Raw genomic sequence first — 25,102 nt, forward strand, 5'->3', positions numbered from 1 at the left:
CTCAGCCGTTCTTCAGGATCTTGAGGGCGCCCTCCAGGCCTTCCGACGTGCCGACCGCGACCAGCACGTCACCGGCGGTGAACGTGAAGTCCGGGGTGGGGGAGGGGTGCACCTGGCCGGCGCGCATGACGGCGACCACGGACACGCCGGTCCGGGTCCGCATCGCCGTGTCGCCGAGGGTGCGGCCGTCGAACGGTGAGTTCGCCTTGATGGGCAGCTGCTTGGTGTTGATGCCGGGGACCTCGCGGTGCTCCTCGGTGAGCTGCGCGACCAGTTGCGGGGCGCCGAGCAGGTTCGCCAGCGCGCCGGCCTCGTCGGCGGTCAGGGGCAGGGACGCCAGGCACGCGTCGGGGTCGTCGGACTTGGACACGATCAGCTCGATCTGCCCGTCCCGGTGCGTGACGACGCCGATGCGGCGGCCGTTCCGGGTCGCGAAGTCCTTCCGCACGCCGATGCCCGGCAGGGGTGTCACTTCCACGTTCACGACCGCCACGGTACCGGTGCGGCCGCCACCTGGCGGGCCAGGCACAATGGAGAACCGCAGGTACGGACCGATCGAGACGGCGAGGAGAGCATCGGTGGCGGGAGCCCTACGCGGCGTGGTCGCTCTGGACGGACCCTCGGGAACCGGGAAGACCACGGTGGCGCGCAAGCTCGCCGGCCGGCTGTCGGCCGGGTACCTCGACACCGGTGCGATGTACCGGGTGGTGACGCTGGCCGTGCTGCGCGCGGGCGTCGACCCGGCCGACGGCCCGGCGGTCGCCGAGCTGGCCCGCACCACCGACTTCACCCTGGGCACCGATCCGTCGGCGCCGAGCGTGCACCTGGCCGGTGAGGACGTGGCGGCCGAGATCCGCGGCGCCGAGGTCAACCACGCGGTGTCGCCGGTCTCGGCGGTGCCGGAGGTGCGCGAGCTGCTGGTGGCCCGTCAGCGGCGGATCATCGGCGAGGTGCTCGGCGAGGTCGGCGGCATCGTCGTCGAGGGCCGGGACATCGGCACGGTCGTCGCGCCGGACGCCCCGCTCAAGGTCTACCTGACCGCGGACCCGGCGGTGCGGGCCGCGCGCCGCAGCGCCCAGGACACCGCGGCCGGGCGGCAGAGCAGCCAGGCCGAGGCGCTGGCGTCGGTCGACCGGCGGGACCGGCTCGACTCGACCCGCGCGGTCGCGCCGCTGAAGGCCGCCGACGACGCCGTGCACCTGGACACCACCGAACTGTCCATCGACCAGGTGCTGGTCGCCCTGTCCGAGCTGGCCGGGCGCCGCGGGCTGCTGGGCGAGTGCGCGCAGGTCACGCGGTGAGCCCTGCCGGTCTGCCTGCGGGTGCGTCGGCGTGGCTGCACGACGCCGCGCGGTTCGTCGGGACGCACCTGTTCAAGCCGGCCTACCGGCTGCGGATCCGCGGGCTGGAGCGCGTGCCGCGGACCGGGCCGGTGCTGGTGGTGGCCAACCACAGCTCGATGGTCGAACCGCAGATCATCTTCGGAATGTTGCCGCGGCGTTCGGTGTTCCTCGTCAAGGAGGAGATGTTCACCGGGGCCGTCGGGTGGTTCCTCCGGCGGATCGGCCAGGTGCCGGTGCGCCGGGGCGAACCCGGCCGGGCGCCCCTGCTGACCACGGCGAACGTGCTCTCCGACGGCGGAGTGGTCGCGGTGTTCCCGGAGGGGACCCGCGGCGACGGTGACGTGGCCAGCGCCGAACGCGGCGCGGCCTGGCTGGTCCGGGCCTCGGGCGCGGTGGTCCTGCCGATCGCGGTGCGCGGGACGCGGCGTCCCGCCGGCAGCGGGCGGCGGTTCCGGCCCCGGGTGGACATCCTGGTGGGTGAACCGTTCACGCTCGAGGTCGGCCGCGGCCGGGCCGGGCTGGACGAGGCGACCGGGCGGCTGCGGGACGAGCTCGCGGGCCTGGTCCGCACCCTCGACGAATGGCGTGCAGCGCAGGGCGAGTCCGTGCGCGGGAAGAAAGCGGAATTATGACGGAGCTTGACGGGACCTGGTCGGACGAGGCGGAGTTCACCGCGCTCGACAACCAGGCCGACGACGCGGCGTCCGAGGAGGAAGCCGAGCTGAGCCAGCCCGTGCTGGCCGTCGTCGGGCGCCCGAACGTGGGCAAGTCCACCCTGGTCAACCGGATCCTGGGCCGTCGCGAGGCGGTCGTGCAGGACACCCCCGGTGTGACCCGGGACCGGGTGGCCTACGACGCGCAGTGGGCCGGGCGCCGGTTCACCGTGGTCGACACGGGTGGCTGGGAGCCGAGCGCGACCGGCCTGCAGGCCGCGGTCGCGGCGCAGGCCGAGCTCGCGATGAACACCGCGGACGCGGTGCTGGTCGTGGTGGACGCCTCGGTCGGCGCGACCGCGACCGACGAGGCGGTGGCCAAGGTGCTGCGCCGGTCGAAGCGGCCGGTGCTGCTGGCCGCCAACAAGGTCGACGACGAGCGGCTGCTGTCCGACGTGGCCTCGCTGTGGTCGCTCGGCCTGGGCGAGCCGTACCCGGTGAGCGCGCTGCACGGCCGCAGCTCGGGCGACCTGCTCGACGCGATCATCAAGGCGCTGCCGGAGGCGCCGCGGGAGCGCGAGGCCGTGGCCGGGCCGCGCCGCGTCGCGCTGGTCGGCAAGCCGAACGTGGGCAAGTCCAGCCTGCTCAACAAGCTCACCGGCGAGCAGCGGTCCGTCGTGGACTCGGTCGCCGGCACCACGGTCGACCCGGTCGACTCGCTGGTCGAGCTGGACGGCCAGGTGTGGCGGTTCGTCGACACCGCCGGTCTGCGCAAGCGGGTGCACACCGCGAGCGGCACCGAGTACTACGCGTCGCTGCGCACCAAGGCGGCCATCGACTCCTCCGAGGTCGTCATCGTCCTGCTGGACGCCAGCGAGCCGCTGTCCGAACAGGACCTGCGGGTGCTGACGTCGGTCGTGGAGTCCGGCCGGGCCTGTGTGCTCGCGCTGAACAAGTGGGACCTCGTCGACGAGGACCGCCGCCACCAGCTGGAGAAGGAACTCGACCGCGGCCTGGTGCGCGTCACGTGGGCCGAGCGGGTCAACATCTCCGCGCTCACCGGTCGTTCGGTGCGCAAGCTCGCGCCGGCGCTGCGGACCGCGCTCGCGTCGTGGGACCAGCGGGTGCCGACCGGGCAGCTGAACTCGTGGCTGTCCGAGCTGATCGCGGCCACCCCGCCGCCGGTGCGTGGCGGCAAGCAGCCGAAGGTGCTGTTCGCCACCCAGGCCGGCATCCGCCCGCCGACGCTGGTGCTGTTCACCACCGGCTTCCTGGAGGCCGGGTACCGCCGGTTCATCGAGCGGAAGTTCCGCGAGCGCTTCGGTTTCGAGGGCAGCCCGGTGCGGATCAACGTGCGGGTGCGGGAAAAGAAGCCCCGGCCCGGCAAGAAGGGCAAGTGACGCAACGAGGTGTGACGGCGGCGACACCCCGGTGAGACCGCCCGGTCACCCGGTGTTCACCTCGGGTAGAGTGATCGTCCCGCGCGGGCGCCTCACTCTTTTCGCGAGTTCCGGCCCGGCCGCTGGCGGAAGGTGAACTCCATGGGCGCGCCCGTTCTCGATCCGATGCTGCCCGGGGTGCTGGCCCCGGAGCGGGCCCTGTTCCCGGGTGGACCCGCCGCGGCCCGGCGCACGCTGCTGGACGTGCTGGCCGCCACCGCCGCGCGGCACCCGAACGCGGCGGCGCTCGACGACGGTGCGCGGGTCCTGAGCTACCGCAGGCTGTCCGAGGAGGCGCAGGCGCTGGGCCGGCGGCTGGCCGCCGAGGGCGTAGGCCGCGGTGACCGCGTCGGCGTGCGGATCTCCTCCGGCACCGCCGACCTCTACGTCGCGATCCTGGGCGTGCTCGCCGCGGGCGCGGCGTACGTGCCGGTCGACGCCGACGACCCGGACGAGCGGGCCGAGCTGGTGTTCGGCGAGGCCGGGGTGTGCGCGGTGCTGATGGACGACGGGCTGACGATGCTCGCCGAGCCCGGCCGCCGCACCGGGCCGCCCGCGCCGGAGGACGACGCGTGGATCATCTTCACCTCCGGCTCGACCGGCAAACCCAAGGGGGTGGCGGTCAGCCACGGCTCGGCGGCCGCCTTCGTCGACGCCGAGGCCCGGCTGTTCCTCACCGAGGAACCGATCGGGCCCGGTGACCGGGTGCTGGCCGGGCTGTCGGTCGCCTTCGACGCCTCGTGCGAGGAGATGTGGCTGGCCTGGCGGCACGGCGCGTGCCTGGTGCCGGCACCGCGCGCGCTCGTGCGCACCGGGGTGGACCTGGGGCCGTGGCTGGTCGCGCAGCGCATCACGATCGTGTCCACCGTGCCGACGCTGGCCGCGCTGTGGCCGGCCGAGGCGCTGGAGGACGTGCGGCTGCTGATCTTCGGCGGCGAGGCGTGCCCGCCGGAGCTGGCCGGGCGGGTCGCCGTCGAGGGCCGCGAGGTGTGGAACACCTACGGCCCCACCGAGGCCACGGTGGTCGCCTGCGCCGCGCCGCTGACCGGTGAGGGCCCGGTGCGGATCGGGCTGCCGCTGGCCGGCTGGGACCTCGTGGTCGTCGATGCGGCCGGGGAGCCGGTGGCGATGGGGGAGTCCGGTGAGCTGGTGATCGGCGGCGCCGGCCTGGCCCGTTACCTGGATCCGGTGAAGGACGCCGAGAAGTTCGCGCCGCTGCCCGCGCTGGGCTGGGAGCGCGCCTATCGCAGCGGCGACCTGGTGCGCGCCGAGCCCGCGGGGCTGGTCTTCCTGGGCCGAGCCGACGAGCAGGTCAAGCTCGGCGGCCGCCGCATCGAGCTGGGCGAGGTGGACGCCGCGCTGCAGGCGCTGCCCGGCGTCGCCGGAGCCGCCGCCGCGATCCGCACCACCAAGGCGGGCAACCAGGTCCTCGTCGGTTACGTCGTGCCGCAGGGCGAGTTCGGCACCGCCGAGGCGTCGGCTCTGCTCCGGGACCGGCTGCCCGCCGCGCTGGTGCCGCTGCTCGCGGTCGTGGACGATCTGCCCACCCGGACCTCCGGCAAGGTCGACCGCGCCGCGCTGCCCTGGCCGCTGGCCACAGTGGACAGTGTGGCGGCGTTGACGCCCACCGAGTCGTGGCTCGCCGAGGGCTGGGCCGAGATCCTCGGCGTGCCGGTCACCGATCCGGGCGCGGACTTCTTCACCAATGGTGGTGGCAGCCTCACCGCGGCGCAGCTGGTCGCGCGCATCCGCACCCGGCACCCGCAGGTCTCGGTCGCCGACCTCTACCGGCACCCGAAGCTCGGGCAGCTCGCCGCGCTGCTGGACGGCCTGGAGGGGGAAACCGCCCGGCGGCGCGATGTCCGTCCGGTGCCGCGCCGGGCGGGAGCCGTCCAGGCCGTGCTGGCCGTGCCGGTGCTCGCCCTGACCGGCCTGCGCTGGCTGACCGCGCTGGCCGCACTGTCCACTGTGCTCTCGATGACCGGTGTCGCGTGGGCGCCCGCGGTGCCGTGGTGGTCGCTCGCCCTGGCGTGGCTGGTGCTGTTCAGCCCGCCGGGCCGCATCGGCATCGCGGCGGGCGGCGCCCGGCTGTTGCTGCGCGGGGTCCGCCCGGGCACCCACCCGCGTGGTGGCCGGGTCCACTTGCGACTGTGGGCGGCCGAACGGCTCGCCGAGGCCGCCGGTGCGGCCGGGATTTCGGGCGCGAGCTGGATGACGCTCTACGCCCGCGCGCTGGGCGCGAAGGTGGGCAAGGACGTCGATCTGCACACCCCGCCGCCGGTCACCGGGCTGCTCAAGCTGGGCCGCGGGGCGGCCGTGGAGCCCGAGGTGGACCTGTCCGGGCACTGGGTGGACGGCGACGTCGTGCACCTCGGCAAGATCCGCATCGGCGCCGGTGCCCGCGTCGGCGCGCGCAGCGTGCTGCTGCCCGGGGCGCGGATCGGCAAGGGCGCGGAGATCGCGGCCGGGTCGACCGTGCTGGGCGCGGTGCCGGCCGGTCAGCGCTGGGCCGGTTCGCCCGCCCGCCGCGACGGCAAGGGCGCGCTGCGCTGGCCGTCCAGCCGGCCGCCGCGGTCGCGGTTCTGGGCCTTCGCCTACGGCGCCGCGTCGTTCGTGCTGGGCCTGTTCCCGGTGCTCGCCGCCGTGCCCGGCCTGCTGGTGCTGGGCGCCGCGGTCGCGGATTCGACGACCATCGGCGCCGCGCTGGGTGCCGCGTTGCTGGCGGTGCCGGTGGCGACGCTCGCCGCGTTCGGCACGTACGCGCTGCTGGTGCTGGTGTCCGTGCGGCTGCTCGGGCTGGGCCTGCACCAGGGCTACCACCCGGTGCACGGCCGGATCGCGTGGCAGGTGTGGGCCACCGAGCGGCTGATGGACCTGGCCCGCCAGGTGCTGTTCCCGCTGTACGCGAGCCTGTTCACGCCGGTGTGGCTGCGGCTGCTGGGCGCGAAGGTCGGCCGCGGCGCGGAGGTTTCGACGGTGCTCGCGGTGCCGCGGATGACGCAGGTCGACGACGGCGCGTTCCTCGCCGACGACACCATGGTCGCCACCTACGAGCTGGGCCACGGCTGGCTGCACGTCGCCCCGACGCGCATCGGCAAGCAGGCGTTCCTCGGCAACTCCGGCATGGCCGCGGCCGGGCGCGCGGTGCCCAAGCGCGGCCTGGTCGGGGTGCTGTCCTCCGCGCCGCGCAAGGCGAAGAAGGGCTCGTCCTACCTCGGCATGCCGCCGATGCCGCTGCGCCGTGCGGTCGAGACGGCGGATGCGAGCCGCACGTTCGCGCCCCCGTCGCGGCTGAAGGTCGCGCGGGCGGCGGTCGAGCTGTGCCGGATCGTGCCGGTGATGTGCGCGGTCGCGCTCGCGGTGCTGGTGCTCGCGGCGCTGGCGGCCGTGCGGTCGGCGGCGGGGCTGGTCGTGGCCGCGCTCGCCGCGCCGGTCGTGCTGGTCGTCGCCGGGCTGGTGGCGGGTGCGGTGACCACGGCGGTGAAGTGGGCGCTGACCGGCCGGTTCCGCGCGGTGGACCACCCGCTGTGGAGTTCGTTCGTGTGGCGCACCGAGCTGGCCGACACGTTCGTCGAGACGCTCGCCGTGCCGTGGCTGGTGGGCTGGAGCGCGGGCACGCCGCTGCTGCCGTGCTGGCTGCGCACGATGGGCGCGAAGATCGGCCGCGGGGTGTGGCTGGAGACCTACTGGCTGCCGGAGACGGACCTGGTGCGGCTGGGCGACGGCGCGACCGTGAACCGCGGCTGTGTCGTGCAGACCCACCTGTTCCATGATCGGATCATGCGCATGAGCGAGGTGACCGTGGCCGGGGGCGCGACCGTCGGCCCGCACGGGATCGTGCTGCCCGGCGCCAGCATCGGCGCGCGCACCACCGTGGGCCCGGGTTCGCTGGTGACCCGCGGCGACGCCGTCCCGGCCGACAGCCGCTGGCTGGGCAACCCGATCGCGGCGTGGCGGGCGTGAGCCGCGCGGACTACACGCTCGGCCACGGCAGCACCGGCTACCGGGTCACGCACTACGACCTGGAGCTGGACTACAAGATCGGGCCGAACCGGTTGAGCGCGCGGGCGGTCCTGTCCGCCGTCGCGGTGGACGAGCTGAACCGGATCCCGCTCGACCTGGCCGGGTTCAGCGTCAAGGGCGTGCGCGTCGACGGGCGGACCGCGCGGTTCACCCACCGCGGCGGCAAGCTCGTGGTCGCACCGGCCCGCCCGGTGCGCGGCGAGTTCACCGTCGAGGTGCGCTACGCCGGCAACCCGCGTCCGGTCGCGAGCCGGTGGGGCGAGATCGGGTGGGACGAGCTGACCGACGGCGCGCTCGTGGCGAGCCAGCCGACCGGGGCGCCGTCCTGGTTCCCGTGCAACGACCGGCCCGGCGACAAGGCGGCCTACCGGGTGTCGCTGACCACCGCGTCGGCCTACACCGTGCTGGTGACCGGGGACCTGGTCGCCCGGCGGGCCGGGGGCAGCGCGACGACGTGGGTGTTCGAGCGGCGCGAGCCGACCGCGCCGTACCTGATGAGTGTCCAGATCGGACGGTACGACGAGCTGGAACTCGGCGCGGGGCAACGGCTCGCGGTGCCGCGGCGGCTGCGTGCGGCGGCCGCGCACGACTTCGGCCGCCAGCCGGAGATGATGGCGCGGCTGACCGAGTGGTTCGGGCCGTACCCGTTCGGCGAGTACGTCGTGGTGGTCACCGACGACGACCTGGACGACCCGATCGAGGCGCAGGGGATGGCGATCTTCGGCGCCAACCACGTCGACGGCCGTCGCACGTTCGAGCGGCTGGTGGTGCACGAGCTGGCGCACCAGTGGTTCGGCAACAGCCTCACGGTCGCCGGCTGGCGGCACATCTGGCTCAACGAGGGCTTCGCCACCTACGCGGAGTGGCTGTGGTCGGAGGCCTCCGGCGGCGCGTCCGCAGCGGCGCTGGCGCGTGACTGGCGGGCGCGGGTGGGCACCGACGTCGCGATCGGCGACCCCGGGGTGGCGCGCCTGTTCGACGAGCAGGTGTACAAGCGCGGGGCCCTGGTGCTGCACGGGCTGCGCGCCCGCGTGGGCGACGAGGTGTTCTTCGGCCTGCTGCGGTCGTGGGTGGCCGGGCACGCGCACGGCACGGTCACGACCGAGGAGTTCGTCGCGCACGCGGAGCGCGTGGCGGGTGTCTCGCTGCGCGACGACTTCGCCGCCTGGCTGGGCTAGCGCCGCTTGGCGTAGCCGGCGTAGCCGCGGGTCGCGCGACGTTCCACCCGGGCTGGCGGTGGTCCCAGCACATCAACCGATCGCGGGTACGGAGAGCTGTCAGGCGAACCACACCGGCTACGTCCTGTCCGGACGGATGACGATCCGCATGGACGACGGCGACCAGGCCGGCTTCGGGCCCGGGGACGTCATGATCTGCCCGCCCGGCCACGACGCTTGGGTGGTCGGCGACGTGCCGTGCGCGGTGATCGACTGGGGCGGCTACGCCGGTGCCCACCCCGTTTTGCCCGGTAGGGCCGGAAGGCCTGCCCGTCCGTCCGGGACTTGAGGATCGCGGCCCTTTTGTTACCGGAACGTGTCGGAGCGGGCTTCCCTCACACGCGGTTACGACGTATGTTGTCGGCCACAACATTCAAATGTTGTGAGCCACAACATTCCTGCCAAGGGGACGCAATGAAGCGGAGAAAGACCCTCGCGCTGGCCGCCGCGGGCACCGGGCTCGTCCTGGCGCTGACCGCGTGCGGTGCGAACAGCGCCAACAACGAAAGCGGTGGGAGCGGCGGGTCCGACAACGGCGGCCCGAAGGTCGGCGTGATCCTGCCCGAAACCGCGACCTCGGCCCGGTGGGCCGGCTTCGACCAGCCGATGCTCCAGTCGGCGCTGACGAAGGCCGGGCTCAGCCCGATCATCGAGAACGCCCAGGGCGACAACCAGCGGTTCGCGCAGCAGGCCGACAGCATGCTCAGCCAGGGCGTCAAGGTCCTGATCATCGCCGCGCCCAGCGGGGACGTCGGCGCCACCGTCGAGCAGAAGGCCAAGCAGCAGGGCGTTCCGGTCATCAACTACGACCGCCTCAACCTCGGTGGCAGCGCCGACTACTACGTCAGCTTCGACAACGTCCAGGTCGGCCGCCTGCAGGGCCAGGCGCTCGCGGACGCGCTGAAGAACAAGCCCGGCGCCCAGGTCATCGAGATCGAGGGCTCGCCGACGGACAACAACGCGACCCTGTTCTACAACGGGCAGCAGGAGGTCCTCGGCCCGCTCTACAGCTCGGGCGCGCTGAAGAAGGTCGCCAGCCAGCGCATCGACAAGTGGGACAACGCGGTCGGTGGCGCGACGTTCGAGCAGTTCCTGTCCGCCAACGGCGGCAAGGTCGACGGTGTGCTGGCCGCCAACGACGGCATGGCCGGTGCCGTGATCACGGTGCTGCAGAAGAACGGCCTCGCCGGTTCGGTCCCGGTCACCGGCCAGGACGCCAGCGCCGCCGGCCTGAAGTCCATCCTGCAGGGCCAGCAGTACTCGACGGTGTTCAAGCCGATCCAGCAGGAGGCCGACGCCACCGCGCAGCTGGCCGCCGCGCTGGTCAAGGGCGACACCGCCGGCGCCGACGCGATCGCCAAGCAGACTTCGACCGACCCGACCGGCAACCGCACGGTCAAGTCGGTGCTGCTGCAGCCGTTCTCGATCACCAAGGAGAACGTGAAGATGGTGGTCGACCAGGGTTACGTCAAGGCGAGCGAGATCTGCGGCGGCGACACCGCCGCGGTCTGCCAGCAGCTGGGTATCTCCTGACGGCGCGCATCGAGCTGGGGACGCGCGGACCGGTGACCCCGGCCGCGCGTCCCCCGCACGCGCGTCACGCCACTGATAGCGGAGGTTCTGCCATGAACGAGCCCGTCCTCGCGCTGCGAGGCGTCAACAAGAGCTTCGGGCCGGTGCACGTCCTGCACGACGTGGACTTCCAGGTGCGCGCGGGGGAGGTCACCGCGCTGGTCGGCGACAACGGCGCCGGGAAGTCCACGCTCGTCAAGTGCATCGCCGGCATCCACCCGATCGACAGCGGCGAGATCGTCTTCGAAGGCGAGCCGGTCCACATCCACAACCCGCGCGACGCCGCCGCGCTGGGCATCGAGGTCGTCTACCAGGACCTCGCGCTGTGCGACAACCTCGACATCGTCCAGAACATGTTCCTCGGCCGCGAGCGCAACCAGCGCGGCCTGCTCGACGAGGCGGCGATGGAGCTGGCCGCGCGCAAGACCCTGGCGTCGCTGTCGGTGCGCACGGTCAAGTCGGTGCGCACCCCGGTGTCGTCGTTGTCCGGCGGGCAGCGGCAGACGGTCGCGATCGCCAAGGCCGTGCTGTGGAACAGCAAGGTCGTGCTGCTCGACGAGCCGACCGCCGCGCTCGGCGTGGCGCAGACCCGGCAGGTGCTCGACCTGGTCCGGCGCCTGGCCGAGCAGGGCCTGGGTGTGGTGCTGATCAGCCACAACATGAACGACGTGTTCGAGGTGGCCGACCGCATCGCGACCCTCTACCTCGGCCGGCTGGCCGCCGACGTCGCCACCAAGGACGTCACGAACAGCCAGGTCGTCGAACTGATCACCGCGGGCCGGTCCGGCGACCTCGGCCTGGCCCGCCCCGAGACCGCGGCCGTGTGAGGAAAGAAGTGGCCATGACTGAAACCCCCACCAAGCCCGGCTCGGGCCGGCCCCCGGCGGCGATCTCGGACTTCGGCATCGACACCACCTCGCGGTCCACCCGCGAGGCGATCGGTGACTACTTCGGGCGCCTGCGCGGCGGCGAGCTGGGCGCCCTGCCCGCGCTGCTCGGCCTGCTCGTGCTGGTGCTGGTGTTCACCGGGCTGTCCGACACCTTCCTGTCGCTGAACAACATCGCGAACCTGTTCGCACAGGGCGCCGGGCAGACCATCATCGCGATGGGCATCGTGCCGGTGCTGCTGCTCGGCGAGATCGACCTGTCCGCCGGCACCGCCTCCGGGCTCGCGGCGTCGGTGATGGCGCTGCACTTCACGCAGAACGGCAACCTGCTGGGCAACTTCGGCAGCACGGTGTTCTACGGGTTCATCGCCGGGTCGATCGTGGCGGCCGCGCTGTGCGTGTGGATGCGCGTCTGGATCGGCGCGGTGCTCTCGCTCGTCGTACCGGTCGTGATGCTCGCCGGGTTCGCGGCCAACCCGTGGATCGAGATCGTGCTGGCGATCTGCGTCGGCGTCGTCATCGGCGCGCTGACCGGAACCATCGTCGCCAAGATCGGCATCCCGTCGTTCGTGGTGACCCTGGCGCTGTTCATCGGCTGGTACGGCCTGCTGCTGCAGCTGGTCGGCGAGGGCGGCACGATCTCCATCCGGCAGAGCGACGTGCTCTACCAGGTGGCCAACGGCAACCTGTCCATCCTGGGCGGCTGGATCATGTTCGCCGTCGCCGCGGGCGGGTACGCCGCGGTCGTCCTGACCCGCCACTTCGGACGGTTGCGCCGCGGGCTGGTGGCGCAGCCCACGACGATCGTGCTCGTCAAGGCCGCTGCGGTGCTGGTGATCGGCGCGGTCGCGACCTACCTGCTCAACACCAACCGCTCGCCCAACCCGGACCTGACCACGATCGCCGGCGTGCCCTACGTCGTGCCGATCGTGCTGGTGCTGCTGGTCGCCGGCACGTTCGTGCTGGACCGCACCCGCTACGGGCGGCACATCTACGCGGTCGGCGGCAACAAGGAGGCCGCGCGGCGCGCCGGCATCAAGGTCGACAAGATCCGGATGAGCGTGTTCCTGATCTGCTCGGCGGTGGCCGCGATCGGCGGGATCGTCTACAGCTCCAAGGTGGGCGCGGTGGACGGCAACTCCGGTGGCGGCAACACGCTGCTGTTCGCCGTCGGCGCGGCGGTGATCGGTGGCACGTCGCTGTTCGGCGGCCGCGGCCGGCTGCGGGACGCGGTGATCGGTGGTCTGGTGCTGGCGACCGTCCAGAACGGCCTCGGCCTGCTCGGATTCCAGGCGGCAACGGTTAACATCATCACCTGCCTGGTCCTACTGGTGGCGGCAGCCGTCGACGCGCTCTCCCGCAAGCGTGCCGCGGTGGCGCGCTGAGGCACGGGTGAGGACCGCCGATCACAGGCCAGCAGGGAAGCGCAGGTGACGACCACACCGACCGCGGGCACGCGCCCGGACGACGTGCGCCGGCACAACAGGGCCGCCCTGTTGCGCCGGCTGCACGTCCATGGTCCGTCCACACGGGCCAGTCTCGCCACCGATCTCGGGCTGAACCGCAGCACGATCAAGGCGCTGGTGGACGGGCTGGCCGAGGACGGGCTCGTCGAGGAACGGGTGCCTGCCCAGCGCAGCGGGGCCGGCCGCCCGTCGCTGCTGGTGCTGCCGCAGCCGCAGGCCGCGGTGGTGCTGGCGATCGACATCCGGGTCGAGCGGGCCGGGATGGCGCTGGTCGGGATCGGCGGCGAGATCCTCGGGCGGGGCGGGTGGAACATCCGCTCCACCACCAACGACCCGCGCGAGGTGTTCACCAAGATCGTCGACACGGCCGGCCCGCTGATCGACGAGCTGGGCGTCCAGCCGGTCGCGGCCGGGGTGTCGGTGCCGGGTGTGGTGCGGCACGCCGACGGGTTCGTGCACGAGGCGCCGAACCTGCACTGGACGGACATCCCGCTCGGCGCGTGGCTGTCGCGCGCGCTGCACCTGCCGGTGCACATGGGCAACGACGCCGAGCTGGGCGCGCTGGCCGAGCACCTGCGGGGCGTGGCGCGCGGGTTCGACGACCTGGTCTACATCAGCGCGGACGTCGGCGTCGGCGGCGGCGTGATCTCCAACGGGGTGTCGATGCGCGGCGCCGGCGGGCACCACGTCGGCGAGGTCGGGCACATGGTGGTGCGGCCGAGGGGGCGGCAGTGCTATTGCGGCTCGCGCGGCTGCTGGGAGACCGAGGTGGGGGAGCGGGCCCTGGCGCGGGCGCTGGGGCTGGACGAGGACAGCCCGGTCGGCGCGATCGTGCACGAGCTGCGGCTGCTGTCGGCGAACGGTGCGGCGCTGGACAAGCTGGCCGAGTTCACCGACTGGCTCGCGCTCGGGCTCGGCAACGTGGTCAACCTGCTGTGCCCGCAGCTGGTCGTGCTGGGCGACCTGCTGACCGCGCTGCCGCCGGTGCTGGTCGAGCAGGTGGAGCGCTCGGTGCGCGAGCGGAGCCTGGTGAGCCGGGCCCTGGCCGGCACCCGGGTGGCGACCTCGGCGCTGGGCACGGACGCGAAGCTGCTGGGCGCCGCGGAGCTGGCCTTCGAGACGGTACTCGCCGACGGGTGAGGGCATGCCCCGGCGGCACGCCGCGGGGCCTGGACGGTGGCGCGGCGCAAGGACGCCCGGCCGACCGCGGAGCTGACTCGTCGCGCTGGTCGGCCGGTCCGTGTGCACCGGTCAGGCGAACACGCCCGCTCCCGGGATGGCGTCCAGCAGTGCCTGCGTGTAGGGCTCCTCCGGGGCGGCCAGCACCTTCCCGACCGGGCCCTGCTCCACCGCCCGCCCGGCGCGCATCACCACCACGTCGTGCGCGATGGCGCGCACCACGGCCAGGTCGTGCGAGATGAAGAGGTAACTGAGCCCCAGCTCCTCCTGCAGGCGCCGCAGCAGGGTGAGGATCTGGTCCTGCACCAGCACGTCCAGCGCGGACACCGCCTCGTCGCACACCACCAGCCTGGGGTCCAGCGCCAGGGCCCGCGCGATCGCCACCCGTTGCCGCTGGCCGCCGGACAGCTCGTTCGGGTACCGGTGCGCCACCGACGACGGCAGGGCCACCTGGTCCAGCAGCTCCCGCACCTTCGCCGCGCGGCTCGCCTTGTCGCCGATCCGGAAGACCCGCAACGGCTCGCTGATCAGCCGCTCCACCGTGAACAGCGGGTCGAGCGAGGCGTACGGGTCCTGGAACACCGGCTGCATCGCCCGGCGCGCCGCCTTCAGCCGCGCCCCGCGCAGGCCCAGCACGTCCTCCCCGTCCAGCCGGATCGTGCCGGCGGTCACCGGGACCAGCCCGAGCACCATCCGCGCCGTCGTCGTCTTGCCCGACCCCGACTCGCCGACGATCGCCGTCGTGCGGCCGCGCTCGACCGTGAACGACACGTCGTCCACCGCCTTGAACACGCCCCCGCCGCCGCGGATCCGGTACTCCTTCGACACCCCGGACACCTCGAGCACCGGCGCGGCCGCGGCCGCCACCGGCAGCGGTTCCTTCAGCGACGGCGCGGCCGCGATCAGCCGCCGCGTGTACTCGTGCTCCGGCGCCGTCAGCACCCGCCGCGCGGGACCGGACTCCACGACCCGGCCCTGCGACATCACCACCACCCGGTCGGCCCGGTCCGCGGCCAGCCCCAGGTCGTGCGTGACCAGCAGCATCGCCGTGCCCAGCTCGCGGGTGAGCCCGTCCAGGTGGTCCAGGATCTGCCGCTGCACCGTGACATCCAGCGCCGAGGTCGGCTCGTCGGCGATCAGCAGGTCCGGCCGGCACGCCAGCCCGATCGCGATCAGCACCCGCTGCCGCATGCCACCGGAGAACTCGTGCGGGTACTGCCGCGCGCGCCGCGCCGGATCGGGCAGCCCCGCCTCGCCGAGGATCTCCACCGCCCGCGCCATCGCCTCCCGCCGGTTCGCCAGCCCGTGCGTCACCAGCGTCTCCGCGACCTGCCTGCCCACCCGCGCGACCGGGTTCAGGTTCGTCATCGGATCCTGCGGCACCAGGCCGATTTCCCGGCCGCGCAGCCGCCGCATCCGCTTTTCGCCGGCGTGCGTGACGTCCTCGCCGCGCACCACGATCCGCCCGCCGGTCACCCGGCCGGATCCGGGCAGCAGGCCCAGCACCGCGTGCGCCGTCGTCGACTTGCCGGACCCGGACTCGCCCACCACGGCGACCCGCTCCCCGGGCATGATCGTCAGGTCCGCGCCGTGCACGACCTCGGTGCCGCCGAAGGACACCCGCAGGTCCTCGACCCGCAGCAACGGTTCGGTCATCGGGAGCTCCTCGGGTCGAGTGCGTCGCGCAGCGCGTCGCCGAACAGGTTGAACCCCAGGCAGATCAGGGCCAGCGCGATGCCCGGGAACACCCCCGGCCACACGGTGCGGAACAGGTACTGCTGCGCGTCGGAGAGCATGATGCCCAGGCTCGGCTCGGGCGGCTGGATGCCCAGCCCGAGGAACGACAGGATCGCCTCGCCGAGCACCGCGGCCGGCATGATCACCGTCGCCTGCACGATGATCGCCGACATCGCGTTCGGCAGGATGTGCTGCCCGAGCACGCGCAGCGGCCCGGCGTGCATGGTGTGCGCCGCGAGCACGAAATCGCTGTCCTTCAGCCGCAGCGTCTCCGCCCGCACCACGCGGATCATCGTGGGGATGTTGGCGATGCCCAGCGCGATCGCCGCGTTGGTCAGCCCGCCGCCGTTGATCGCGGCCAGCCCGACCGCCAGCAGCAGGAACGGGAACGCCAGCATCAGGTCGGTCAGCCGGGACACGATCGCGTCGAGCCACCGCCAGTATCCGGCCAGCAGCCCCAGCGGGACGCCCACGACGATCGCGAGCAGCACCGACAGCAGCCCGACCTCGAGCGAGGTCCGCGTCCCGTACAGCACGCGGGAGAGCACGTCGCGGCCGAGGTCGTCGGTGCCCAGGGCGAACCCGACCGTCGCCGGCTGCTGGAACGGCGTCGTGAAGTGCACTTCGGACGGTGCGTAGGGCGCCAGCCACGGCGCGAAGATCCCGGCGACGAGCACGATCAGCAGCAGCACGCCGCCGGTGATGCCCATCGGGTTGCGCAGCAGGTTGCGCCACACCCGGCCGCGGACCCGCCCGGGAGCGAGCGTGGTTTCGGCAGTGACCTCGGGCGCGGTCATGCGGCCCTCCCAGACACCCGGACCCGCGGGTCGATGACCGTGTAGAGGACGTCGACCAGCAGGTTGATGACGATGTAGGCGAAGGTGATCACCAGCACGACGGCCTGGATCACCGGGTAGTCCCGGCTGAACACCGAGTCGAGCGTGAGCTTGCCGATGCCGGGCAGGCTGAAGATCCGCTCGGTGACCACCGCCCCGGCGATCAGCCCGCCCAGCTGCAGGCCGACGATCGTGGTGACCACGATGAGGCTGTTGCGCAGCCCGTAGCGGAAGATCACCGCGCCGCGGCCCAGGCCCTTCGCCCGCGCGGTGCGCACGAAGTCGGCGGTCAGCGTGCCGGTCATCGAGGCGCGGGTCTGGCGCTGCACCACCGCGGCGTGCGACAGGCCGAGGATCACCGCGGGCAGCGTCAGGTAGTACACGCCGCGCAGCGGATCCTTCAGCGGGGACACGTATCCCGACGCCGGGAACCATCCCAGCTGGACGGACAGGTAGACCACGGCGAGGATGCCGAGCCAGAACGTCGGCACCGACAGGGCGAACAGCGAGAACCCGTTGGCGGCCCACTCCGGCCAGCGGCCGCGGAACACCGCGGCGAGCACGCCGAGCAGCACGCCGGCCAGCACCGCGATCAGCATCGCGTACACCGCGAGCTGCACGGTGACCGGCAGGGTCGTGCCGATCATCTCGGTCACCGGCGTGCCGGTGCGGGTCGAGCGGCCGAAGTCGCCGGTCACCGCGTTGCCGAGGAACTTGAAGTACTGCACCGGCAGCGGCTGGTCGAGGCCGAGCTGGGCGCGCACGGCGGCCAGCGTCTCGGCGTCGGCCTCCTCGCCCGCCATCGCCAGCGCCGGGTCGCCGGGCAGCGCGCGCACCCCGGCGAACACCACGATCGAGGCGAGCACCAGCGTGACCGCGGACTGCCAGAGCCGGTGGAACAGGTAACGCAGCATGGTCGTCAGCCCTCCTGGCCCGCGCGGAAGGCGGCCTTGCCGAGCCGGACCACGCCGTCGGCGTACACCTCGACCCCGGCCACCCGGGCCGAGTGGACGGTGAGGTTGCGCAGCCGGTAGGTGTAGACGATCGGGTTCTCCCGCTGGATCACCCGCGTGGCCTGGCCGTACAGCTCGGCGCGGGCGGCGGTGTCGGTGGTGCGGGCGGCCCTGGCGAGCAGATCGTCCAGTTCGGGCGAGGCGAACCCGCCGTAGTTGCCGGCCGAGCCCGACGACAGGAACCGCGCGGTGTTGGCGTCCGGGTCGATGCGGCCCGACCAGCCCAGCTGCAGCACCTCGAACGCGCCGCGCTTCTGCACGTCCAGCAGCGTCGAGTACTCGACCGGGACGATCTTCAGGTCGAACCCGCCCTCGGCGACGCTGGCCTGCAGCGCCTGGGCGTAGCGCAGCTGGTCCTGGCTGTTGGACACCTGCAGCGTGACGGTGTAGGGCACCGGCACGCCGGCCTCGGCCAGCAGCCGCCGCGACCGCGCCGGGTCGAAGGCGGGGCAGGCGTTGCTGGCCGGTGTCGCGTACGGCGACTGCGGCGCGATGGGGGAGCAGGCCACGTCGAACCAGTTGTTGAAGACGGTGTCGACCAGGGTCTGCCGGTCGATGCTCGCGGCGAACGCCTCCCGCACCCGCCGATCGCGCGCGATCGGGGTGTCGATCGGCTTGGCCGGGGTGCCGGCGCCGTCGACGTTGCCGGTGTTGATGGTGACGCCCTGGTAGCCCAGCGACGGGGACTGCAGCACCTTCAGGTCCGGGTCCTTGGCCAGCGCGTCGACGTCCTGCGGCGAGATCAGGTCGGCGACCTGGATGTCACCGGAGCGCAGGTTCGCGGCGCGGATGTTGGCGTCGGGCATGATCCGGTACAGGATGCGGTCGAAGTGGACGTGCGCCGCGTCGTAGTACAGCGGGTCGCGCTCGACCTCGATCGAGGTCTGCGGCACGCGCTTGACGAACTTGAACGGCCCCACGCACACCGGGTGGTCGCCGAAGTTCGCGCCATCGGCCGCCAGCGCGGCGGGGGACAGGATCATCCCGGCGCGGTCGGCCAGCGCGGCGGTGATCGGCGCGAACGGGCGTTTGTAGGTGAGCACGACGTGGGTCGCGTCGGGCGCCTCGACGCTCTGCACGGGACCCATCTCGCTGGCCCGCTGCGAGCCCTTGAGCGTGAGGTGGCGTTGCAGGCTGGTGCGGACGGCGGCGGCGTCGAACGGGGTGCCGTCGGCGAACGTGATGCCGGTGCGCACCGGGATGGTGACCGTGAGGCCGTCCGCGGACAGCGCCGGCAGCGCGGTGGCCAGCTGCGGCACGATCTGCCCGGACGCATCCAGGTCGTAGAGCTTCTCGCAGATCGAACTCATCACGTACCGCGTGTAGAGCGAGCTGGACGTGGTCGGGTCGAGCCGGTCCGGCTCGGACGACAGGCCCATCACGAGCTCGCCCCCGGCCTGCACGGCCTGGGCGCCGACCGGCGTGCCGTAGTCGTCGGTGTGCTCGGCGGTGCTCGCCACGTGCTGAACCGGCACGCACGCGGTGAGCGCCACGGTGACCGCCGCGAGTGACGCGAAAACGCGCCACCGGGACTTCTCGTGGGGCATGGGCAAACTCCAGCGCGTTCGAATGTGTGCGCAGCCTACGGTAGTTTCCCGCGGTTTGTCATCGATTTCCGGCGAGTTAATTCCGGTAACGAATCACGGTCGCCGCGCGGGCAGGAAAAACAGCGGTCCGGGGGGATGGATCGGACCGCTGATTTCCGTTTTCGGAAATGTCGCGGGCTAGCGTCCGACGGCGTAGCCCTGCATGCCGCGCGGGTTCGCACCCGCTGACAGCACACCGGTTTCCGGGTCGCGGGCGACCGCGCAGAGCCGTCCCTCCGACCACGGGTCGGCGATCTCGACATCGTGCCCACGGCGGCGCAGTTCGGTTATCGCGGAATCGCCGATGCGCGATTCGACGGTGACGCTGCCCGGTTTCATCGCGCGCGGGTAGAACGAACTCGGGAAACTGTCGGTGTGCCAGTTCGGGGCGTCGATCGCGCCCTGCAGGTCGAGGCTTCCGCGTACCGTTCCGCGCAGCGCGACGGCGAGGAAGAAATGCACGCTCCACTGGTCCTGCTGGTCCCCGCCGGGCGTGCCGAACGCCATCACCGGCACCCCGTCGCGCAGCGCCATCGACGGCGACAGCGTGGTGCGCGGGCGGCGGCCGGGTACCAGGGAGTTGGGCAGGCCCTCGTCGAGCCAGGCCATCTGCAGCCGGGTGCCCAGCGGGAAGCCGAGGGCCGGGATGACCGGGTTGGACTGCAGCCAGCCGCCGCTCGGGGTCGCCGCGATCAGGTTGCCCCACCGGTCGGCCACGTCGAGGTGGCAGGTGTCGCCGCGGGTGGCGCCGTCCTTGGCGACGGTCGGCTCACCGGCGCCCGCGGCGGGCGGCGGCGGGACCGCGCCGCTGAGCGCCAGTTCGGCCTGCTTGCTCAGCCGCGGCTGACGGCCGTCGGGCGAGCCGGGCCGCAGTTCGGCCGACGCCCGCTCGCCGATCAGGGCGCGGCGGGAGTCGTTGTAGGACGCGGACAGCAGGGTGTCCAGCGAGACGCCGGTGCTGTCGCCGTACCACGCCTCGCGGTCGGCCATGGCGAGCTTGGTGCCCTCGATCAGCGTGTGCAGGTAGTCCGGGGTGCCGTACTCGAGACCGTCCGGCAGCAGGGCGAGCTGCTGCAGGAACGACGGCCCCTGGCTCCACAGGCCGCACTTGGCGACCGTCCAGCCCTGCCAGTCGTAGGTGACCGGGTCCTCGTAGCCGGCTTCGAACGCGGCGAGGTCGTCGGCGGTCAGGGTGCCGGCGTGGCGTTCGCCGGAGGTGTCCAGGGTGGGGCGGGCGGCGGCCTCGGCGATCGCCTCGGCGATGAAGCCCTCGCGCCAGATCCGGCGGGCGGCCTCGATCTGGGTCTCCCGGCCCGCGCCGGCGGCTTCGGCCTCGGCGATCACCCGGCGCCAGGTCGCGGCCAGCGCCGGGTTGCGCAGCATCTCACCGGGCTTCGGCGGGCGCGCGTCGCGCAGGTAGATCTCCGCGGAGCTGGTCCACTCGGTCTCGAACAGCTCCCGCACGCTGGCGATGGTCGAGCCGATCCGCTCGACCGCCGGGTGCCCGTGCTCGGCGTAGCCGATGGCGTAGCGCAGCACCTCGGCCAGCGTCTTGGTGCCGTGGTCGCGCAGCAGCAGCATCCAGGCGTCGAACGCGCCGGGCACGGCGGCGGCCAGCGGGCCGGTGCCGGGCACCAGGTCCAGGCCGAGCGAGGTGTAGTGCGCGACCGTCGCCCCCGCCGGGGCCGGGCCCTGCCCGCACAGCACGCGCGGCGCCTGGCCGGCGGGCGCGAGGATGATCGGCACCTCGCCGCCGGGACCGTTGAGGTGCGGTTCGACGACGTGCAGCACGAACCCGGCGGCCACGGCCGCGTCGAAGGCGTTGCCGTCGTCCTCCAGCACCGCCATCGCCGTGGCGGAGGCGAGCCAGTGGGTCGACGACACCATGCCGTGAGTGCCCTGCAGCGTGGGACGGGTGGTGAACACGGATCGAGTAGACACCCTCGAACGGGTGAACGTCCAAGACATGTGTGACACCATCCCCATAGCCGTTCGCTATCGATGGGAGCCGTGGTGGAACGCCGCCAGCTGGAGTACTTCGTCGCGATCGTCGAGCACGGCGGGTTCACCGCGGCGGCGAAGGCGTTGCACGTCGCGCAGCCGTCGCTGTCCCGCGCGATCGGCAAGCTCGAACACGAGCTGGGCGTCACGTTGTTCCACCGGGTCGGCCGCCACGCCGTGCTGAGCACCGCGGGCGAGGCGCTGACCGGCCGGGCCCGGTTGGTGCTGCGGGACCTGGACGCGTTGCGGGCCGCGGCGGGCGCGATCGGGGACGGCGCGGCCGGGCGGGTGGACGTCGCCGCGACCTCGTCGTCCGGGCTGGAACCGGTCACCAGCGTGATCGCCGAGCTGGCGCGGCGGCATCCGGGGGTCACGGTCAGCACGACGTCGGCGATGTCGGCGGCCGAGGTGGTCGCGATGGTGCTGCAGGGCCGGTGCGAGGTCGGGGTGTGCGGCAGCGCGGAGCGGCCGTCCGGGCAGGGGCTGGTGACGCACCACCTGCGGGACGAGGAGTTCCTGCTGGTCGTGCCGCCCGGCGCGCTCGGCGTGCCGGGGCCCGCGGTGGCGCCGGAGATGCTGCGCGGCATGCGGTTCGTGGTCACCAAGCCGGCCACGGCGGTGCGGGCGCTGTTCGACCGGCTGGCCGCGACCGTGGGGGACATGACGATCGCGGCCGAGGCCGGGGACCGGGGCGTGGTGCTGCCGATGGTGCTGAAGGGCATCGGGGCGGGGCTGATGCCGGACGGCTGGTCGGACCTGGCCGTCCGGGCGGGCGCGGACGTCTACCGGTTCGACCCGCCGGAGCGGCTGCCGCAGTGGCTGGTGCACCGCAGCGGCCCGGTCACCGCCGCGACGCGCGCGTTCATCGACACGACACTGGCGGCGCGGAACTGACCCGGCGCGTCAGGATTCCCCCGCGGCCCGATCGGACTCGCTGCGCAGCACGCAGAACTCGTTGCCCTCGGGGTCGGCGAGGACGGCCCAGCCGGAACCGTCCGGGTTCCGGCGGTCGGCGACGAACGTGGCGCCGAGGCCCAGCAGCCGCGCCACCTCCTCGTCGCGCGAGGTCTCCGGGCGCAGGCACAGGTGGATCCGGTTCTTGATCGTCTTGGGCTCGGGCACCTGGTTGAAGTGCAGCACCGGGCCCTCCGCGAGCAGCACCTGCGTCTCCGGATCGCCCGGCCGGTCGTCCGGGTGGAGCGGACGGCCGGTCACCCCGCTCCAGAACCGGGCCAGCTCGTAGGCGTCCGCGCAGTCGATCGCGACGTTCTGCAATACCGAGACCATGTGCCGAGCTTCCCGGATCAGCCCACGTCGCGGCGCAGCAGGTCCTCCTCGGTCTCCCGGCGCACCAGCACCCGCGCCGCGCCGGCGGCGACGGCGACCAGTGGTGGGCGGCCGGTCAGGTTGTAGTTCGACGCCAGCGCGTGGTGGTAGGCGCCGCTCACCGGCACCGCCAGCAGGTCGCCGGGGCGGACGTCGGCGGGCAGCGGGACGTCCTCGGCCAGGATGTCCCCGGCCTCGCAGTGCCGGCCGGCGATGGTCACCGGGCGGCGGGGCGCCCTGGTGTGCCGTCCGACGAGCCGGGCGGTGTAGCGCGCGCCGTACAGCGCGGGGCGCGGGTTGTCGCTCATGCCGCCGTCCACCGCGACGAAGCCGTCCTTCACCGCGGCCACCCGGTACAGCGTGATTCCGGCCGTCGCGACGAGCCAGCGGCCGGGTTCCAGCACCAGGGCCAGGACTCCGAGCCGGTGGCGGTCGCACTCCAGGCGCAGCGTGCCCAGGATGCGGCGGGCGGCGCCGGTCAGGTCGAAGGCCGCCTCGCCCGGCCGGTAGGGCACGGCGAACCCGCCGCCGAGGTCGAGCTGGTCGAGCGTCACCCCGTGCCGGTCGCGGACCTGGGCGAGCAGGTGCACCATGCGCCGTACGGCTTCGGCGTAGGCGCCGGTGTCGCGGACCTGCGACCCGAGGTGGCAGTGCAGCCCGGCGGCCCGCAGGCCCGGCTGGGCGAGGACGTGCCCCACGGCGTCCAGCGCGGCGCCCGAGGCGAGGGAGAACCCGAACTTCTGGCCGTCGACGGCGGTGGCCAGCGCGCGGTGGGTGTGCGCGTCGACGCCCGGGGTGACCCGCACGAGGACCCGCTGCCCGGCGGGGGCGAGCGCGGCGAGCTGGTCGATCTCGTCGCCGGAGTCGGCCACGATCCGGCCGGCGCGCGCGGTGAACGCGGCCTTGAGGTCCTCCGGGGTCTTCACGTTGCCGTGCACCAGGATCCGGTCGCCCGGCACGCCCGCCGAGCGCGCCATCGCGATCTCCCCGGCCGAGCAGACGTCCGCGCTGAAGCCCAGCAGCCGGAGCACCCCGCGCACGGGCAGTGCCTTGGTGGCGAAGGCGATCTCGGCGCCCGGGAACGCGGCGCGCAGCGTCTCGGCGCGGTGCCGGATCTCGGTTTCGTCGAGCACCTGCACCGGCGTGCCGAACCGCGCGGCGAGCCGGGACAGGCTCACCCCGCCGCAGGTCAGGTCACCGCCCTCGGCGAGGCGGGTGGTGCGCGGCCACAGGCCCTCGTCCAGCGGCGGTTCACCGGCGAGGCCCACGCTGGGCAGCACCTCGGCGAGTGTCATGACGTCCTCCTTCGGTTTCCCTGAAGGAGATCGCCGCGGCGGCTCGCGCGGGGCCGGGGCTGACGCGGCCATGACTCGCGCGGGCGCGGTCTTGATCCGGCCTTGACACCGGCGTGACCCCGTTCACGCGGCCATACTGGCGGCATGGACGCGACCGAACTCAGGGAACTGCAGGCGCCGCTCAAGGAGCGCTACCGGGAGGACCCGTCACGGGCGCTGATCACCTTGCGCGCCAACGCGGAACTGGACGGCCTGGGCATCTCGTGCAAGGTCGAGACCGGCCGGGCGGTGGTCGAGGCGGGCCTGCACCCGGCCACCGGCGGGGACGGCAGCCTCGCCTGCTCCGGCGACATGCTGCTGGAGGCCCTGGTGGCGTGCTCCGGGGTGACACTGCGGGCGGTCGCGACGTCGCTGGGGCTGGAGATCCGCGGCGGGACCGTGCGCGCCGAGGGCGACCTGGACTTCCGCGGCACGCTCGGGGTCGACAAGACGGCGCCGGTCGGGTTCCGGTCGATCCGGCTGTCCTTCGACCTGGACACCGACGCCTCCGCCGACGAGCTGGCGACGCTGCGCAAGCTCACCGAGCGGTACTGCGTGGTGTATCAGACGTTGCGGACGCCACCGGAGATCGAGGTGCGCCTCGCCTGATCCGGCTCGACGGTCCCGATGCCGTGCAGCACGTGGGCGAGGATTTCGGCGCCGCGCACGACGCGCGGGCCGGGACGGTTGAAGTAGGACGGGCCGTCGAGGATCCACACCCGGCCGCCGCGCACGGCGGGCAGGTCGCTCCAGCCGGGGCGGCCGGTGAGCAGGCCGAGTTCGGCTTCGGTGCGGTCCGGCGGCAGGCCGCAGGGGAGCAGCAGGAGGACGTCCGGCCGGGCGGCGGTCAGTTCGGCCCAGCTGATGGCTTTCGTGTGTTCGCCGGGGCGCGCGAGCAGGGGCTCCCCGCCGGCGGCGGTGATCTGCTCGGGCACCCAGTGACCGGCCGGCCAGAGCGGATCGAGCCACTCGATCGCGGCGACGCGCGGCCGGGGCAGGCGCCGGGTCCGCTCCTGGAGGGTCGCCAGGCGGGCGCGGAGTTCCTCGTGCTTGGCGCGGGCGACCTCCGGCACGCCGAGGACGTCGCCGACCTGGCGCACGCAGTCCAGGACCTCGGGCAGGGTGCGGGGTTCCAGGCTGAGCACCCGGGGGCCGGCGTCCATCAGGCGCAGGGTGCCGGAGACGTGGCGGTAGGAGACCGCGCAGAGGTCGCACAGGTCCTGGGTGAGCACGACGTCGGGCCGCAGCTCGGCGAGTTTCGCCGCGTCGAGGGCGTAGAGCGCGGAGCCGGCGTGCGCGCCCCCGACGGCCTGGGAGATCTCGCGGCTGCTCATCGTGGTGTCCAGACCGCTGCCGGTCACGACGGGCACGTCCTCGATGCCCGGCGGCCAGTCGCATTCGTGCGTCCGGCCGACGAGGTCCCCGAGCAGCCCCAGCTCGGCCACGAGGTCCGTCGCGGCGGGCAACAACGACACGATCCGCACGGTTCG

The 25,102-nt window shown here is 73.3% G+C and carries 21 protein-coding genes; 12 read left to right on the forward strand and 9 right to left on the reverse strand.

What is annotated here, in order from left to right:
- Nucleotide 1: 1 nt before the first annotated feature.
- Nucleotides 2–484, reverse strand: a complete 483-nt coding sequence (locus tag L1857_RS16340; RefSeq protein ID WP_026153076.1) for a cation:proton antiporter regulatory subunit — start codon at nt 482–484, stop codon at nt 2–4.
- Between the two features lie 115 nt (nt 485–599).
- On the opposite strand from L1857_RS16340, the gene cmk reads away from it, so the two are divergent.
- From cmk to L1857_RS16390, 10 genes are all read left to right on the forward strand, one after another.
- Complete coding sequence (cmk, locus tag L1857_RS16345) at nt 600–1,301, forward strand: (d)CMP kinase (protein WP_094008683.1); 702 nt, start codon at nt 600–602, stop codon at nt 1,299–1,301.
- The gene (locus L1857_RS16350; protein WP_094008682.1) at nt 1,298–1,975 is read left to right on the forward strand and encodes a lysophospholipid acyltransferase family protein; all 678 of its coding nucleotides are present in this window, start codon (nt 1,298–1,300) and stop codon (nt 1,973–1,975) included. Before cmk ends, L1857_RS16350 begins: the two co-directional genes overlap by 4 nt.
- The gene (der, locus tag L1857_RS16355; RefSeq protein WP_094008681.1) at nt 1,972–3,396 is read left to right on the forward strand and encodes a ribosome biogenesis GTPase Der; all 1,425 of its coding nucleotides are present in this window, start codon (nt 1,972–1,974) and stop codon (nt 3,394–3,396) included. The genes L1857_RS16350 and der overlap by 4 nt, the downstream gene beginning before the upstream one ends.
- A 141-nt stretch (nt 3,397–3,537) precedes the next feature.
- Nucleotides 3,538–7,398: a Pls/PosA family non-ribosomal peptide synthetase gene (locus L1857_RS16360; RefSeq protein WP_094008680.1), complete on the forward strand. Its 3,861-nt coding sequence runs from the start codon at nt 3,538–3,540 to the stop codon at nt 7,396–7,398.
- Nucleotides 7,386–8,636, forward strand: a complete 1,251-nt coding sequence (locus L1857_RS16365) for a M1 family metallopeptidase (RefSeq protein WP_094008679.1) — start codon at nt 7,386–7,388, stop codon at nt 8,634–8,636. The genes L1857_RS16360 and L1857_RS16365 overlap by 13 nt, the downstream gene beginning before the upstream one ends.
- A 148-nt stretch (nt 8,637–8,784) precedes the next feature.
- Entirely contained in the window at nt 8,785–8,964 is a 180-nt protein-coding gene (locus tag L1857_RS16370) for a cupin domain-containing protein (RefSeq protein ID WP_240323105.1), read from the forward strand.
- Between the two features lie 125 nt (nt 8,965–9,089).
- Nucleotides 9,090–10,208 (forward strand): sugar ABC transporter substrate-binding protein, encoded by a 1,119-nt coding sequence (locus L1857_RS16375; RefSeq protein WP_094008678.1) that lies wholly within the window; start codon nt 9,090–9,092, stop codon nt 10,206–10,208.
- A 92-nt stretch (nt 10,209–10,300) separates the two neighbouring features.
- Nucleotides 10,301–11,074: an ATP-binding cassette domain-containing protein gene (locus L1857_RS16380; protein ID WP_094008677.1), complete on the forward strand. Its 774-nt coding sequence runs from the start codon at nt 10,301–10,303 to the stop codon at nt 11,072–11,074.
- Between the two features lie 14 nt (nt 11,075–11,088).
- Nucleotides 11,089–12,519: a sugar ABC transporter permease gene (locus L1857_RS16385; RefSeq protein WP_249465491.1), complete on the forward strand. Its 1,431-nt coding sequence runs from the start codon at nt 11,089–11,091 to the stop codon at nt 12,517–12,519.
- A 45-nt stretch (nt 12,520–12,564) separates the two neighbouring features.
- A complete protein-coding gene (locus tag L1857_RS16390) occupies nt 12,565–13,740 on the forward strand; it encodes an ROK family transcriptional regulator (protein ID WP_094008675.1) in 1,176 nt (391 codons plus the stop codon).
- 111 nt (nt 13,741–13,851) lie between these two features.
- Here L1857_RS16390 and L1857_RS16395 read toward each other — a convergent pair whose 3' ends face one another.
- The 5 genes from L1857_RS16395 to L1857_RS16415 all read right to left on the reverse strand — a co-directional run bounded on the left by L1857_RS16395 (nt 13,852) and on the right by L1857_RS16415 (nt 20,877).
- Entirely contained in the window at nt 13,852–15,435 is a 1,584-nt protein-coding gene (locus tag L1857_RS16395; protein ID WP_249465494.1) for an ABC transporter ATP-binding protein, read from the reverse strand.
- Nucleotides 15,432–16,313, reverse strand: a complete 882-nt coding sequence (locus L1857_RS16400) for an ABC transporter permease (protein ID WP_094008673.1) — start codon at nt 16,311–16,313, stop codon at nt 15,432–15,434. The genes L1857_RS16395 and L1857_RS16400 overlap by 4 nt, the downstream gene beginning before the upstream one ends.
- Nucleotides 16,310–17,266: an ABC transporter permease gene (locus tag L1857_RS16405; RefSeq protein WP_094008672.1), complete on the reverse strand. Its 957-nt coding sequence runs from the start codon at nt 17,264–17,266 to the stop codon at nt 16,310–16,312. The genes L1857_RS16400 and L1857_RS16405 overlap by 4 nt, the downstream gene beginning before the upstream one ends.
- A 5-nt stretch (nt 17,267–17,271) precedes the next feature.
- Entirely contained in the window at nt 17,272–18,912 is a 1,641-nt protein-coding gene (locus L1857_RS16410) for an ABC transporter substrate-binding protein (protein ID WP_094008671.1), read from the reverse strand.
- A 177-nt stretch (nt 18,913–19,089) separates the two neighbouring features.
- Nucleotides 19,090–20,877 carry a gamma-glutamyltransferase family protein gene (locus L1857_RS16415; protein ID WP_094008670.1) on the reverse strand — a complete coding sequence of 596 codons (1,788 nt, stop codon included), beginning with the start codon at nt 20,875–20,877 and terminating at the stop codon, nt 19,090–19,092.
- A gap of 87 nt (nt 20,878–20,964) precedes the next feature.
- Here L1857_RS16415 and L1857_RS16420 point away from each other — a divergent pair, with 87 nt between their 5' ends.
- Nucleotides 20,965–21,846, forward strand: coding sequence for a LysR family transcriptional regulator (locus tag L1857_RS16420; protein ID WP_233157517.1), 882 nt, complete (start codon nt 20,965–20,967; stop codon nt 21,844–21,846).
- Between the two features lie 9 nt (nt 21,847–21,855).
- On the opposite strand, the gene L1857_RS16425 is transcribed toward L1857_RS16420, so the two are convergent.
- Nucleotides 21,856–22,239, reverse strand: a complete 384-nt coding sequence (locus L1857_RS16425; protein WP_094008668.1) for a VOC family protein — start codon at nt 22,237–22,239, stop codon at nt 21,856–21,858.
- Between the two features lie 17 nt (nt 22,240–22,256).
- Complete coding sequence (gene lysA, locus L1857_RS16430; protein ID WP_116109966.1) at nt 22,257–23,573, reverse strand: diaminopimelate decarboxylase; 1,317 nt, start codon at nt 23,571–23,573, stop codon at nt 22,257–22,259.
- Between the two features lie 144 nt (nt 23,574–23,717).
- Here lysA and L1857_RS16435 point away from each other — a divergent pair, with 144 nt between their 5' ends.
- Nucleotides 23,718–24,221 carry an OsmC family protein gene (locus tag L1857_RS16435; RefSeq protein ID WP_094008666.1) on the forward strand — a complete coding sequence of 168 codons (504 nt, stop codon included), beginning with the start codon at nt 23,718–23,720 and terminating at the stop codon, nt 24,219–24,221.
- On the opposite strand, the gene L1857_RS16440 is transcribed toward L1857_RS16435, so the two are convergent.
- Nucleotides 24,176–25,096 (reverse strand): cobalamin-binding protein, encoded by a 921-nt coding sequence (locus L1857_RS16440; RefSeq protein ID WP_094008665.1) that lies wholly within the window; start codon nt 25,094–25,096, stop codon nt 24,176–24,178. The genes L1857_RS16435 and L1857_RS16440 overlap by 46 nt on opposite strands.
- Between the last annotated feature and the right edge of the window lie 6 nt (nt 25,097–25,102).

It is taken from the genome of Amycolatopsis thermalba (genome assembly GCF_023376025.1).
Lineage (GTDB): Bacteria > Actinomycetota > Actinomycetes > Mycobacteriales > Pseudonocardiaceae > Amycolatopsis_E > Amycolatopsis_E thermalba.

What these genes read in the sequence shown, in the direction of transcription:
- der (WP_094008681.1), top strand. Translation starts at nt 1,972, where the DNA reads ATGACGGAGCTTGACGGGACCTGGTCGGACGAGGCGGAGTTCACCGCG.
- L1857_RS16360 (WP_094008680.1), top strand. Translation starts at nt 3,538, where the DNA reads ATGGGCGCGCCCGTTCTCGATCCGATGCTGCCCGGGGTGCTGGCCCCG.
- L1857_RS16370 (WP_240323105.1), top strand. Translation starts at nt 8,785, where the DNA reads ATGGACGACGGCGACCAGGCCGGCTTCGGGCCCGGGGACGTCATGATC.
- L1857_RS16375 (WP_094008678.1), top strand. Translation starts at nt 9,090, where the DNA reads ATGAAGCGGAGAAAGACCCTCGCGCTGGCCGCCGCGGGCACCGGGCTC.
- L1857_RS16380 (WP_094008677.1), top strand. Translation starts at nt 10,301, where the DNA reads ATGAACGAGCCCGTCCTCGCGCTGCGAGGCGTCAACAAGAGCTTCGGG.
- L1857_RS16385 (WP_249465491.1), top strand. Translation starts at nt 11,089, where the DNA reads ATGACTGAAACCCCCACCAAGCCCGGCTCGGGCCGGCCCCCGGCGGCG.
- L1857_RS16395 (WP_249465494.1), bottom strand. Translation starts at nt 15,435, where the DNA reads ATGACCGAACCGTTGCTGCGGGTCGAGGACCTGCGGGTGTCCTTCGGC.
- L1857_RS16400 (WP_094008673.1), bottom strand. Translation starts at nt 16,313, where the DNA reads ATGACCGCGCCCGAGGTCACTGCCGAAACCACGCTCGCTCCCGGGCGG.
- L1857_RS16405 (WP_094008672.1), bottom strand. Translation starts at nt 17,266, where the DNA reads ATGCTGCGTTACCTGTTCCACCGGCTCTGGCAGTCCGCGGTCACGCTG.
- L1857_RS16410 (WP_094008671.1), bottom strand. Translation starts at nt 18,912, where the DNA reads ATGCCCCACGAGAAGTCCCGGTGGCGCGTTTTCGCGTCACTCGCGGCG.
- L1857_RS16425 (WP_094008668.1), bottom strand. Translation starts at nt 22,239, where the DNA reads ATGGTCTCGGTATTGCAGAACGTCGCGATCGACTGCGCGGACGCCTAC.
- lysA (WP_116109966.1), bottom strand. Translation starts at nt 23,573, where the DNA reads ATGACACTCGCCGAGGTGCTGCCCAGCGTGGGCCTCGCCGGTGAACCG.
- L1857_RS16435 (WP_094008666.1), top strand. Translation starts at nt 23,718, where the DNA reads ATGGACGCGACCGAACTCAGGGAACTGCAGGCGCCGCTCAAGGAGCGC.